Source organism: Devosia sp. LjRoot3 (assembly GCF_964252865.1).
In the GTDB taxonomy this organism is placed as follows: Bacteria; Pseudomonadota; Alphaproteobacteria; order Rhizobiales; family Devosiaceae; genus Devosia.
The window spans coordinates 614,066-627,141 of record NZ_CAXUPK020000001.1; the positions used below are offsets into that span (position 1 = coordinate 614,066).

Sequence of the window (13,076 nt, forward strand, 5' to 3'; positions counted from 1 at the left end):
GGATCCGGCCTCGACGCCGGATGCGGAGGACCATTTTGGGAGGAGTTCATATGTCTCTGAAGAAGACGACGCTCGTGCTATTGGCCGGCGCGGTTGGCCTGCCTGCTGCACATGCGCAGGAAGCCATTCTGACGGCGGTGCCGCAGCAGCTGACCGCCTGGGTTGAAAACTACAACCCGATGAATGCCACCACGGTTCTGCCGACCGTGCAGGATTTCATGTACGAACCCCTGGTCGTGTTCAACGCCATCAAGGGTGGCGAAGCCAACTATCGCCTGGCGTCGGCATATGAATATTCCGAAGACGGGCTCTCGCTGACCTTCACCATGCGCGATGGCGCAAAATGGTCGGACGGTGAACCGCTGACGGCCAAGGACGTGGCCTTCACCTTCAACATGATCAAGGAATTCCCCGCTCTCGACTTGCGCGCCGTCTGGCCCAAGCTCGAAAGCGTTGAAGCCGCTGACGACAAGACCGTTACCTTCAAGTTCAAGCAGGTCGATGCCGGCCTGATCTACCAGATCGTGCAGACCTATGTGGTGCCCGAGCATGTCTGGTCGGGTGTCGCCGATCCCGTCACCTTCACCAATCCCAATCCGGTTGGCTCTGGCCCGCTGACCGAAATCCGCCGCTTCACGCCGCAGGAATATATCCAGTGCCGCAACCCCAATTATTGGGACAATGCTGAACTGGAAGTCGACTGCATGCGCATGCCGCAGGTGTCGAACAATGACCAGGTGCTGACCATGGCCGCCAATGGCGAGCTCGACTGGTTCGGTTCTTTCCTGCCCGATATCGAACGCACCTATCTCGCTGGTGATCCGGATCACCGCGGCTACTGGTTCCCGGCCGGCTCGCCGGTCTATTTCTCGCTCAACATGGAAAGCGAAGACGCGGGCCTCAAGGAAGCCTTTAGCGACGTCGACTTCCGTCGCGCCTTCTCCATGGCCATGGACCGCCAGGCCATGGTGGATATTGCCGGCTATGGCTATCCGACCGCCAACGAATATGCGTCCGGCCTCGGCCAGGCCTATGACGTGTGGAACAATGTCGAAGCGGAAGCTGAATTCGGCCAGTTTGCGCAGTTCAATATCGAAGCCGCCAAGACGCTGCTGGCCGACTCTGGCTATGCCGACAAGGATGGTGACGGCTTCCTCGAAACCCCGAGCGGCCTGCCGATTGCCTTCGAAATCATCGTGCCCAATGGCTGGACCGACTGGGTGAACACGGTGCAGCTGGCCATCGAAGGCCTTGCCGAAGTGGGCATCAATGCCTCGATGGCAACGCCGGAGAGCCCGGCCTGGACCGATGCGCTGATCTCGGGCAAGTATGAAGCCGCGCTCAACGCTGTTGCCACCGGCGTCAGCCCGCACTTCTTCCTCGACTCCTCGCTGCACTCGCGCAATGTCGGGCAGAACCGCTTTGCCTCTTCGCGTTATGCCAATCCCGAACTCGACGCGGCGCTTGATGCTTTCAACGCCACGACCGACGCGGCCGAGCAGAGCGAAGCCATGAAGAAGGTTTTGGCCCTGATCGCCGCCGACATGCCGCTGATCAACGTGTTCAACAACCCGCTCTGGTACGAATACAACACGACCCGCTTCACCGGCTTCTTCAATGCCGACAATCCGGTCGCTCGTCCGGTGGTCTATGCCGGCGTGCCGGAACGCCTGCTGCATCTGCTGGCACTCTCCCCAGTCAAGTAATCCCTTGAAGAAAGGCGGCGCGGCTTCGGCTGCGCCGTCTTGCTCTTTTGGAGAGTGCGATGAACTTCGTTATCCGCCGGATAGCCTTCTATCTCGTGGCCTTCCTCGTGGCCGCCACCGTGAATTTCGCCCTGCCGCGGCTGATGCCGGGCAATCCCATCGACGTCATGTTCGCTCAGCAGAACAGCACATTGACGCCGGAAGCGCGCGACGCGCTGATCGCGACCTTTGGCTTTGCCTCGGGCCCGCTGCACCTGCAGTTTCTCGACTATATGAAGTCGGTTTTCACCGGTGACCTCGGCTATTCCATCCGCTTCTATCCGCAGAAGGTGAACCAGGTTCTGGCCTATGCGCTGCCCTGGACGCTGCTGCTGGCAGGGACCGCGACGCTGCTGGCTTTCTGTGTCGGTTCGATCATCGGCACCTTTGCCGCCTGGCGGCGCGGGGGCATGTTCGATGCGGTGGTGACGCCGGTTTCGCTGGCCTTGCAGGCGACCCCGGCCGTGGTGATTGCGCTGACCGCACTCTTCATTTTCGGCGTGGCGCTGAAATGGCTGCCGACCGGATACGCCTTTGCGCCTGCGCTTGACCCGGCCTGGAGCTGGGAGTTTTTCGGCAGCGTGGCGCTGCATGGGTTGATGCCCATCTGCTCGCTGATGGTGGTCTTTGTCGGCGGCTATCTCGTCACCATGCGTAACAACATGATCGGCCAATTGGGCGAGGATCATGTGACCATGGGTCTCGCCAAGGGGCTCTCGGACCGGCGCGTTCAGCTCAACTATGCGGCGCGCAATGCGCTACTGCCCTCGGTGACTTCGCTCGGCCTGACGCTCGGCGCCATTCTCGGCGGGTCGCTGGTGACGGAGGTGGTGTTCAACTATCCCGGCCTCGGCCAGACCCTCTATATCGGCATCGTCACGCGCGACTATCCGCTGATCCAGGGACAGTTGTTGATCATGACCTTTGCGACCCTGCTCGCAAACCTGGCCGTCGATCTTCTCTACGTCTTCCTCGATCCACGCCTGCGGAAGGCCTGAGACCATGTTCGAAACGCTCAAAGTTTTCCTGCGCAACAAGAAGGCTCTCATCGGCCTCATCATTGTGCTGCTCTATGTCGCCGTGGCCATTTTCGGGCCCCTGTTGCTCAATCTCGATCCCATGCAGCGCGTCGGCCGGCCGCATCAGCCGCCCAATCCCGAGGAATTGCTCGGCACCACCCGCATGGGCCGCGATGTCTTTGCCCAGCTTATCTATGGCACGCGCACCTCGCTTGCCGTGGGGTTCTTTGCCGGCATCATCATTGTGCTGATCGGCACCGTGCTCGGCATTGCCGCCGGCTATTTCGGTGGCTGGATCGACGAGATCGTGACCTTCTTCACCAATGTGGTGCTGGTCATTCCGCAATTGCCGCTGCTCCTGGTCATCGCCGCCTTCATGGGCCAGACCAATCCGGCTGTCATCGCCATCATCATCGGCATGACCTCCTGGGCCTGGGGGGCGCGCGTCACCCGCTCGCAAACCCTGACCCTGCGCAATCGCGAATATATTCTGGCTTCCGAGCTGATCGGGGAGCGGCCGACACGGATGATCTTCGTTGAGCTCTTGCCCAACCTGCTCTCGATCATCGGCTTCAATTTCATCGGCTCGGTGACCTATACGATCATCACGCAGGCAACGCTGGAGTTTTTGGGCCTCGGCAACCCAATGTCGGTTTCCTGGGGCACGATGCTCTACCACGCGCAAAATGCCTCGGCGATCAGTGTGGGCGCCTGGTGGGAAGTGCTGGTGCCGGCTGTGGCTGTCGCGGGGATCGGTGTCGGCCTGTCGCTGCTCAATTTCGGTGTCGACGAAATTTCCAATCCGCGATTGAGGACCCTCGGCACGGTGGCCGCGGCCATCAAGGCGCAGAAGAAGATCGACCAGCAGCGTCTTGCGGAGGTCAAGCCATGACCGACAAACCATTGCTCGATGTGCGCGGGCTGAAGGTCGATTTTCTGACCGCCAAAGGGCTGTTCACCGCGGTGAAGGGCGTCGACTTTTCCATTGGCCGCGGCGAAGTGCTGGGGCTGGCGGGGGAGTCGGGGTCGGGCAAGAGCACGATTGCTCTGGCGCTGATGCGGCTGCATCGGCCACCGGCAATCATCTCCGAGGGCTCAATCACCCTTGATGGCGAGGACGTGCTCGCCATGACGCCGGAGCGGCTTCGGCAGTGGCGCTGGTCGAGCGTCTCCATGGTGTTCCAGAGCGCCATGAATTCGCTCAATCCGGTGCTGACGATCTTTGAACAGTTCCGCGACGTGATCGTGCGCCATACCGGCGTTTCGACGGCGGAGGCGCGCGCGCGAGCCAGCGAATTGCTGGCGCTGATCGGCATTCCCCAGAGCCGGCTTGATGATTATCCGCACCAGCTTTCGGGTGGCATGCGGCAGCGCGTGGTCTTGGCCATTGCGTTGGCGCTGGAGCCAAAATTGATCATCATGGACGAGCCGACAACGGCGCTCGACGTGGTGGTGCAGCGCGAAATCCTGCAGGAAATCGTCGAACTCAAGCGCAAGTTCGGGTTCTCGATCCTCTTCATCACGCACGATCTGGCGTTGATGGGGCAATTCGCCGACCGCATCGCCATCATGCTGGAAGGCAAGCTGGTGGAAGTGGCGCCATCGGCCGAACTCATCGCCAATCCGCAACACGACTATACCAGGCGGCTCTGGTCCTCCATGCCGCTGCTGACGAGGGCTTGAACCATGCAGCAGGTTTCAGAACTGCTTCGGATCGAAGGCGCGACCAAGATCTTCCACATGAAGCCCATGCTGGGCGCGGCCCATGAAGTGGTGGCGCTCAACAATATCTCGCTCACGATCCGGCCGGGTAAAGCCCTGGCCGTGGTGGGCGAAAGCGGCTCGGGCAAATCGACGCTCGGCCGGGCCGTGGCGCGGCTCTTTCAGCTCTCCTCGGGCACGATTGCCTTCAAGGGGCGGGATATTGCCGGCATGCGCTCGCGTGCGGAAAAACTCGATTATCTGCGCAGCGTGCAGATGGTGTTTCAGGACCCGTTCTCGGCGCTCAATCCGGCCCACACGATCCGGCATCACCTTGAGCGGCCGCTGATGCTGCACAAGAAGCTGCATGGCGCCGCGCTCAATTCTGCGGTGGAAGCGGTCTGCGCCGATGTGGAACTCGACCCTTCGGTAACGCTCGAAAAATACCCGCACGAGCTTTCGGGCGGGCAGCGCCAGCGCGTCAATCTCGCACGGGCCTTGGCCGTGGGCGCGGAGCTGATCATTGCTGACGAGCCCACCTCCATGCTCGACGTGTCGATCCGACGCTCCGTGCTCGACCTGATGCGGCGGATGAAGGAGACGCGGTCGATCACCTTCCTCTACATCACCCATGACATCGCGACGGCGCAGTTCATCGCCGATGACATTGCCATCATGTATGCGGGGCAGGTGGTGGAATGGGGACCGCCGAACCTGGTGATCTCCAACCCGCAGCACCCCTATACCAAGTTGCTGCTCTCGGCCGTGCCGGATCCGAAGGTGAAACTCGATGGAACGGGCGCCAAGTCCTTTGCCAGCGAAGCTCAGGCGGTGCGGGCGCTGGCGCGAAAAGCTTCGCCAGAAGTCATGGAAGTGCAGCCCGGCCACTTTGTGCGCAAGTTCGACACGGTCTAGGCTGGGCCGTCATTCTTTGACTGGGACCGGCGCATGTTTGCGCCGGTCGCGCGTTTGGCCTGTCAGGCCTTGCCGAGGGCGCGGCGGAGGAAGTCGCGGACGGTCTGCTGGAATTTCGGGGCTTCTTCGACCTGCGGGGCGTGGCCCGAATTTTCGAAGATGACCAGTTCCGAGCCCGGGATCAGGCGATGGATGGTCTCGGAGGCGGCGACCGGGGTGATCCAATCGTGGCGGCCCACGGTGATCAGGGTGGGGACCTTGATGCCTGGCAGGTGCGGCTTGAGGTCATAGTTTTCCTGGTTCACGGCGAAGGCAAAATTGTGCGTCGCATAGTGATAGGGCGTGTTGGCGACGCGGGCGTGGACCTTGTCCATGTCGAGGTCATGGTCGTAGAGCGGCAGGATATGTGCCCAGGCGGCCTTGAGGTCTTCATTGTCGCGGGTCGTGCCGGCCATGATGCGGTTGAAGAGGTCAAGATCGACCTCGATGCGCGGCGAGGCCAGGGCATTGGCGCGCGAGAGTTCGCGATGCGCATTGTCGGCCGAGGTATCGCGCAGCACCATGGCGAGGACGCGGTCGGGATAGCGGATGGCGTATTCCATCGAGATGAAACCGCCATAGGACCCACCGGCCATGATGATCTTTTCGGCGCCAATCCATTCGCGGATGGCGTCGACGTCGGCGGCCCATTGCTCGTGGGTGAAGGGTGCCTTGTCTTCCGAGGCGCCGCTGCCGCGAGCGTCGAAGACGACGACGCGATATTCGTCGGAGAAGGGACCGAAGGAGCCCTTGGGCTCGGCATGGCTGCCAAGGCCAGGGGCGCCATGATGAACGATCATCACCGGCTTGTTCTTGTCGTCGCCGCCCAGCACTTCAATGTTCAGGCGTGCGCCATTGATGGTGACGTCCATTCCAGTCTCCTCTTTAGTCGTGAAATCCAGCGATCAGCCGATGATGCATTCGTCGATGGTGCGCGGATGGCTGGTCAGCCGCTCCGGCCCCGTTTCGGTAATCAGCACCGTGTCGGAAATGCGATAGCCGCCATGGCCGGGGATATAGAGGCCCGGCTCGGACGAGACGATCATGCCCGGCTGCAGCAAGCTGTCGTCGCCATCGGCGATCCAAGGCGGCTCGTGCAGCCAGATGCCGATGCCGTGGCCCTGGCGGTGGCGCAGATATTGCGCCATGCCGGCCTCGCGGATGACATCGAGACAGATGCGATTGGCTTCCGAACAGGGACGGCCGGCAATCAGCGCATCGGTACCGACGGCCTGGGCGCGGGTGGCGACTTCGAAATAGCGGCGCTGCTCGGCCGTGGGCTCGCCCATGACGAAGGTGCGCTCGCTCTCGGCAAAGCGGCCGCCAACGGCGCAGCCGAGCGAGAGGATGAAGGTTTCGCCGGGCTTGACCCGTTCGGCCGAGGGCAGGCCATGGGGCAGGGCGGCGTTCTTGCCCGTATAGACGAGACCGCCGGCCAGCATTTGGCCGACCACAACGTCTTCGTGCTCGGCATACATGGTCTTGGTGCCGAAGCTCGTGACATGGCGCGCCAGTTCGGCCTCGCTGGGGAGCGGCGTGCCGGCGGCCAGGGCATCGCAGATGAGCCGGAGGCCCGCGTCTACCATGGCGTCGGAGATACGTGCGGCCTCGCGGTGAAGGACAATCTCTTCCGGGAATTTTATGAGCCGTGCGTCCTCGACGATTTCGGATATGACCCAGGTGGCATTGGGCGCAAACTGCTCGAACTTTTTGACGCGGCCCGCGGGGGTGGTCGGCGAGTAGGCGATGCGGCCGGTCGGGTTCAGCTTTGACAGCAGGATCGAGAACGCATCCTCGATGCCGGGATATTCGGGATAGACAACGAAATCGGCAGCCGTGTTCTGCTTTTCGGCGTGGTCGGCTTCGAGCGCCGGCACGAGAAGAATACAGTCCTTGGCCGTCAGCCAGATCGCGGCGGGGCGCTCGTTGGGAAAGTGGAAGAAACCGCTGAGATAGGCGACGTGGTGATGGTCGTCGACGAGGAGGCCGTCAAAACCCTGGGCGGCCATGCGGGCGCGCAGCCCATCCTGGATGCGCGCATAGGTGTCGCGCGAAAGGCGTTGCTTCACGGCTCAGTTCTCCCGGGTTTTCGGATTGCGGGCGTCGTTGTAGGCGATCGACACGAGCGTCGAAGAGACGACCAGAAGAAGAATGGCCAGCGAGGGGAAGAGCGTGCACCACCAGGCGACGGTGAGCGCGCCGGAACGCTGGGCATTGAAGAGGATCTTGCCCCAGGACCAGCTTTCCGGATCGCCGAGGCCGAGGAAGGACAGGCCCGCTTCGGACATCACGGCGCGCGAGGCTGTGAGGACGACCGAGACGACGATGATCGGCGCCACGGCCGGTAAGAGGTGGCGGGTCATGATCCAGAAATGCGAACCGCCAATGGTGCGGGCCGCATCGACATAGGGGAGGCGCGTGACCGACAGCGCCTGCGAGCGGACGATGCGGGTCACTTCGGGCCACGAGAAGAGCGCGATGACGACGACCAGCGTTGTGACTGAAGGGCCCACGAGGGCGGCAACGAGGATCATCAGCGGCAGAACTGGCAAGGCGAGGGAGACGTCGACCAGCATGGAGATCGGCGCGTCGAGCCTTTTGGCATAGGCGGCGAGAATGCCCAGCGCCACGCCGATGAGGATGGCGAGGAAGGACGAGGCAAAGCCGATGATCATGCTGATGCGGGTGCCCCAGATGACCTGGGCCAGCACGTCACGTCCGAGATCGTCGGTGCCGAAGGGGTGGGCGGCGGAAGGCGGCATCAGGATTTCGATGCCGTAGCCGCTGGGGAATTCGGCAAGCAGCGGCGCGATGAGCGCGACGAGCACCATGAGCAGGATGACGGCGGCCGAGCCCATGCCAAGCGGATTGCGCCGGAAGGCGCGCCAGGTGCGCTGGGCGGGCTTCAGATCGGCCGGGGGCAGGGTGGGCGCAGTAGTCGAAGTGTTGGTCATAGTCATCAGGCACGCACCCGCGGGTCGAGGAAGCCGTAGGCGATGTCGGTCACAAGGTTCGCGATCACCACCGTGGCAGCGAGCAGCACGAAAGCGCCCTGCAGCACGGGGAAATCGAGCTGGCCGACGGCCTCGTAAATGGCGCGGCCGACGCCGGGATAGGCGTAGATGGTTTCGGTCAGAACGGCGCCGCCGACGAGGAAACCGATCTGCAGGCCGATCAGGGTGGTGGTGGGGAGGAGCGCGTTGCGCAGGGCGTGCTTCCAGATCACCTTGTTTTCGCGCGTGCCCTTGGCGCGGGCGAGGTCGCAATATTCTTCACCCAGAGCTTCGATCAGCGTGGCGCGCAGGGTCAGCACATAGGAGGCGAGCTGCGCGAGAACGAGCGTGAAGCAGGGCAAGATCAGGTGGTGGAGGACCGAGAGATAATAGGAAAAACCCGTGAGGCCTGATTTGACGGCCCCGCCTATGGGGAACCAGCCGAGCATGAGGCCGAGGGTATAGAGGAGCAAGATGCCGAGCGAGGGCACGAAGAGCGATTGCCCGACGACGCCGGTAATCTGGACGACCTGATCGACCCAGCCCCGGGCACGGGTAGCCGCCAAGACGCCAAGCGGCACGCCGAGGATCACAGTGAGCAGGAGGGCCGACCCTGTAAGAAGGAGCGTCCACGGGAGACGCTCCATCAAGACTTGGCTCACCGGCTGGCTGCGCAGGAACGAGACGCCCAGATTGCCCTGAACGAGCTCGCGCAAATACGCGAAGTACTGGACCAGCAGAGGCCGATCCAGACCGAATTGCTGCAACTGGGTCTGGCGGATTTCCTCGGTCATGCCCGGTGCGGCAACAGCCAGCACCGGGTCACCCGGCAGAAGCCGGACGAGGAAGAAGGTAACCGTCACGGCGAACCAGAAGGTCACCAATCCACGTATCAATCGTTGCAGAAAATAGCCGGTGAGATGCACGTTATCAGGTCTCTACTGGTCAGTTCTTGGGCTTGACCGAGGCCAGCGACAGCGGATTGACCAGCGAGAGCAGATCAGAGGGCTGAACCACGAAACCGTCCCACTTGTCGCTGTTATAGGCGAACTGGAACGTCTGGTAGTACAGTACGTTGTCGTAGACCTTCTCCGAGATCAGCTTGGCAGCGGCCTGGACCGGCACCTTCACAGCTTCGGGTGTCGTTGCGGCCTGGGCTTCGTCGATCAGCTTTTCCAGATCCGGATCGGAGATCGAGGCATAGTTGATGAAGCCGCCGGTGCGGTAGGCAAGGCCCAGATAGGCAGCCGGCTCTTCCATCACCGCCCAATTGCCGGCGTAGATGTCGAAGTCCTTCTCGCGGCCACGGGCCAGGTAGGTATTGCGCTCAAGGCCGGTCAGGTTGATCTTGATGCCGGCCTTGGTGGCGCCGTCCTTCATGATCTGCGCCCAGTTGGCGATATCGGCGGCGCTCTGTTCGTAGAGCAGGGAGAATTCGAGGCCGTCGAAGAAGCCGTCGCCATTGGCGTCGGTATAGCCGGCATCGGTCAGGATCTTCTTGGAGAGTTCCGGATCGAAGGCATATTCCTTGGCTTCCGGGTCAGCCCAGTAGCTGAGGACCGGCGAGATGGCCGAGGAATTGGTCGAGGTGGCAAGGCCCTGCATGGCGATGGCGCGGATGGCCTCGTAGTCCACGGCATGGGACAGCGCCTGACGGACTTCGAGCTTGGAGAGCTGTTCGTCGGTCATGTTGTAGAGAACGTGCGACCAGCCCAGCGACGGCGCCTGGGCGAGGGTGATGCCCGGCTGACCCTGAAGCGTGCGGGCGATGGGGGCCGGCAGCGAATTGGCGATGAGGTCGAGGTCGCCGGCGCGCAGCGCCAGGGCCTGGGCGTTCACATCGGGGAAGACGCGGAATTCGACTTCATCGACGGTCGCCTTGCCGGCTTCAACGAGCGGGTAGTTGTCGACGGCGGTCAGCAGGTAGTTCTGGCCGGCATTGACTTCGGTGAGGGCGAAGGGACCGACGCTGACCCAATCCTTGTCATTGGCGAAGGCTGCGACCTGACCGATTTCGGGGAAGGCGTGCTTCGGAACGATCGGCATCCAGAAGCCGATATTGGTCAGGAAGGTCGAGTCCGGACGGCTGAGCGTGAATTCGACGCGGGTCGGCGAGACGGCCGTAGCGCTGACGAAGGAAGGAATGAGACCTGCCGTCACGCCGATCTTTTCGGTGGTGACCGCGGTGACGGTGAAGACGATGTCGTCAGCCGTGAAGGGCGTGCCGTCGTTCCAGGTCATGTCGCCGCGGATATCCATCCAGGCGGTCAGGCCGTCCTCGGAATAGCCCCAATCGGTGGCGACATAGGGGTCCTTGGAGCCCTTGTCCGTCATCTGCATCAGGCGCGGATACATCAGGTTCGTGACCCAGGTATCCGAACGGCTATTGCCGACGAGCGGGTTGAAATTGACGACGTCGGCGGTGGTGCCGATGACGATGCGGCTGGCTGCGTCCTGCGCATTGGCGGGACTCAGGCTGGCCATCCCCATGGCCATAACGACCCCGCCCATCAGGACGGAACGACGGGTCAAAGCATTCCTAACATTGCGGATCATCATGGTCTCGCTGTTGAATTGGCACCCAAGTGTTGCGATGCGGCCGAAGCCGTGTCAAGGATTGTCGTACAATTCTTGAGCGAGGTAGTGTCACTGATGACGAAACAGGCAGACGAGCGCCCAGTGCTGTCGGTGTCAGGGCTCGATGTCAGCTTCCGCACCATGCGCGGCGACGTGAAAGCCGTTAGCGATGTTTCATTCGATCTCAAGCGCGGCGAAGTGCTGGCGCTGGTGGGGGAATCCGGCTCGGGAAAATCGGTTTCGACGCGCGCGGTGATGGGGATCGTTCGCGGCAATGCGACGATCAATGCGCGGCGCATGGAGCTGGCGGGACACGACCTGCTCACCGCCGACGAGGAGCAGAAACGCAAGCTGCGCGGGCGTGTGATCAGCCTCGTTTTCCAGGATGCGCTCTCGGCGCTCAACCCGGTTCTGTCCATTGGTGATCAGCTTGGGGAGCTCTACCGCACTCATCTCGGCGTATCGAAAAAGGAAGCGCGTGAGCGTTCGATCGAGCTTTTGCGCTCGGTGCACCTGGCCTCGGCCGACAAGCGAATCGACGACTATCCGCACCAGTTTTCTGGCGGCATGCGGCAGCGCATTCTCATCGCCTCGGCCATTGCGCTGAAGCCCGAAGTGCTGATTGCTGACGAGCCGACGACGGCGCTCGACGTGACTGTTCAGGCCCAGATCCTGGACCTTTTGGACGAGTTGCGGGACGAATTGGGCATGGCCATTCTGCTCATTACCCACGATCTCGGCGTCGTGGCGCGCATGGCTGAACGGGTGGCCGTGATGTATGCCGGGCGGCTGGTTGAAACCGGCAGCGTCGATGACATTTTCCGAGCGCCGGCCCACCCCTATACAGCGGCGCTGATGGCTTCTGCGCCGCGCATCGAGACCGTCGAAAAGCTCGAACCGATCAAGGGCTCGCCGCCCAATCTGATTGCGCCGCCGCCGGGCTGCGCCTTCAATCCGCGCTGCACGCATCTGGGCGAATTGTGCACGAAGGTTCGTCCGGAGCTTGTCGGCGATCTTCCGGGACGTAGCCGCGCCTGTCACTATCCGCTCGTGGAGACCGCCCATGTCGGCTGAACCGATCCTCGAGGCCCGTGGCCTTTCCAAGACTTTCAGGGCCGGCGGCGCTGTGTTCGGCAAGCAGTTTCATGCGGTGAAGGACGTGAGCCTCGCCGTCATGCCAGGCGAAACGCTGGCCGTTGTGGGAGAATCCGGCTGCGGCAAGTCTACGCTGGCGCGTATGCTGGTGGGGCTGGAGACGCCGGACGAGGGTGAAATCCTCTTCCGCGGCGCGCCGATCAAGCGGGATCGGGCCCTGCGGCGGCAGGTGCAGATGGTGTTTCAGGACCCCTATCTGTCGCTCAATCCGCGGCGCACCGTGCTCGATATCGTGGCCGAACCGCTCGATGTTCATGGGCTCGCCAAGGGCGCGGCGCGCACTGCACGGGTCGAAGAACTTTTGACGGCAGTGGGTCTTGATCCCGCCGCGTCGAGCCGTTTTCCACATGAATTTTCGGGTGGCCAGCGTCAGCGCATCGGTATTGCCCGCGCGCTGGCGGCGGAGCCCTCGGTTTTGGTCTGCGACGAGCCCGTTTCGGCGCTCGACGTGTCGGTTCAGGCGCAGGTTGTGAACCTGTTGATCGACCTCCAGAAGCGACTCGGCATTGCGATTATCTTCATCGCCCACGATCTTGCCGTGGTGCGCGCCATCTCGCATCGGGTGATGGTGATGTATCTCGGTCGCGCGGTCGAAGAGGGCGGTGCCGATCAGGTTCTGGTGACGCCAAACCATCCCTACACCGTGGCCCTGCGTGGCTCGGCGCTGGAGCCCGATCCGGCGCGGGCACGTCTCGCGCGTGGCAAGGCAACGCGTGGCGAGCCGCCCAATCCCGTCAATCCGCCGCCCGGCTGCCGCTTCAATCCGCGCTGTCCACGCGTGACCGACGAATGCCGCAAGGACGAACCGCAGATGGAGCGGCATACCGATGCGACCGGCGTCAGCGGCGTTGCCTGCTATCATCCGGTGCATGAGGCGGCCGAACTCAGCGCGTAAGCAACAAAAAAGGCGGCCGGAGCGATCCGGCCGCCTT

At 62.6% G+C, this 13,076-nt stretch carries 12 protein-coding genes; 7 read left to right on the forward strand and 5 right to left on the reverse strand.

The window, feature by feature from the left end; genetic code table 11:
* Positions 1-50 precede the first annotated feature (50 nt).
* The 5 genes from ACSQ2A_RS02975 to ACSQ2A_RS02995 are packed head-to-tail and all read left to right on the forward strand — an operon-like array spanning position 51 to position 5,380.
* Positions 51-1,706, forward strand: a complete 1,656-nt coding sequence (locus ACSQ2A_RS02975) for an ABC transporter substrate-binding protein (protein WP_295411190.1) — start codon at positions 51-53, stop codon at positions 1,704-1,706.
* A gap of 59 nt (positions 1,707-1,765) precedes the next feature.
* Positions 1,766-2,743: an ABC transporter permease gene (locus tag ACSQ2A_RS02980; RefSeq protein WP_295411193.1), complete on the forward strand. Its 978-nt coding sequence runs from the start codon at positions 1,766-1,768 to the stop codon at positions 2,741-2,743.
* Positions 2,744-2,747: 4 nt separating this feature from the next.
* Positions 2,748-3,656: an ABC transporter permease gene (locus ACSQ2A_RS02985; protein ID WP_295411195.1), complete on the forward strand. Its 909-nt coding sequence runs from the start codon at positions 2,748-2,750 to the stop codon at positions 3,654-3,656.
* Positions 3,653-4,447: an ABC transporter ATP-binding protein gene (locus ACSQ2A_RS02990; RefSeq protein WP_295411197.1), complete on the forward strand. Its 795-nt coding sequence runs from the start codon at positions 3,653-3,655 to the stop codon at positions 4,445-4,447. Before ACSQ2A_RS02985 ends, ACSQ2A_RS02990 begins: the two co-directional genes overlap by 4 nt.
* A 3-nt stretch (positions 4,448-4,450) precedes the next feature.
* The gene (locus ACSQ2A_RS02995; RefSeq protein WP_436071018.1) at positions 4,451-5,380 is read left to right on the forward strand and encodes an ABC transporter ATP-binding protein; all 930 of its coding nucleotides are present in this window, start codon (positions 4,451-4,453) and stop codon (positions 5,378-5,380) included.
* A 62-nt stretch (positions 5,381-5,442) separates the two neighbouring features.
* On the opposite strand, the gene ACSQ2A_RS03000 is transcribed toward ACSQ2A_RS02995, so the two are convergent.
* The 5 genes from ACSQ2A_RS03000 to ACSQ2A_RS03020 are packed head-to-tail and all read right to left on the reverse strand — an operon-like array spanning position 5,443 to position 10,944.
* Positions 5,443-6,291: an alpha/beta fold hydrolase gene (locus tag ACSQ2A_RS03000; protein ID WP_035086062.1), complete on the reverse strand. Its 849-nt coding sequence runs from the start codon at positions 6,289-6,291 to the stop codon at positions 5,443-5,445.
* Between the two features lie 33 nt (positions 6,292-6,324).
* Positions 6,325-7,488, reverse strand: coding sequence for a M24 family metallopeptidase (locus ACSQ2A_RS03005; RefSeq protein ID WP_436071019.1), 1,164 nt, complete (start codon positions 7,486-7,488; stop codon positions 6,325-6,327).
* A gap of 3 nt (positions 7,489-7,491) precedes the next feature.
* The gene (locus ACSQ2A_RS03010; RefSeq protein WP_295411206.1) at positions 7,492-8,379 is read right to left on the reverse strand and encodes an ABC transporter permease; all 888 of its coding nucleotides are present in this window, start codon (positions 8,377-8,379) and stop codon (positions 7,492-7,494) included.
* Positions 8,379-9,338: an ABC transporter permease gene (locus tag ACSQ2A_RS03015; RefSeq protein WP_295411209.1), complete on the reverse strand. Its 960-nt coding sequence runs from the start codon at positions 9,336-9,338 to the stop codon at positions 8,379-8,381. The genes ACSQ2A_RS03010 and ACSQ2A_RS03015 overlap by 1 nt, the downstream gene beginning before the upstream one ends.
* A gap of 19 nt (positions 9,339-9,357) precedes the next feature.
* Positions 9,358-10,944, reverse strand: a complete 1,587-nt coding sequence (locus tag ACSQ2A_RS03020; protein ID WP_436071020.1) for an ABC transporter substrate-binding protein — start codon at positions 10,942-10,944, stop codon at positions 9,358-9,360.
* 120 nt (positions 10,945-11,064) lie between these two features.
* On the opposite strand from ACSQ2A_RS03020, the gene ACSQ2A_RS03025 reads away from it, so the two are divergent.
* Both ACSQ2A_RS03025 and ACSQ2A_RS03030 read left to right on the forward strand, forming a co-directional pair.
* Positions 11,065-12,063, forward strand: a complete 999-nt coding sequence (locus ACSQ2A_RS03025; RefSeq protein ID WP_295411213.1) for an ABC transporter ATP-binding protein — start codon at positions 11,065-11,067, stop codon at positions 12,061-12,063.
* Complete coding sequence (locus ACSQ2A_RS03030) at positions 12,053-13,039, forward strand: ABC transporter ATP-binding protein (RefSeq protein ID WP_436071021.1); 987 nt, start codon at positions 12,053-12,055, stop codon at positions 13,037-13,039. The genes ACSQ2A_RS03025 and ACSQ2A_RS03030 overlap by 11 nt, the downstream gene beginning before the upstream one ends.
* The last annotated feature ends 37 nt before the right edge of the window (positions 13,040-13,076 follow it).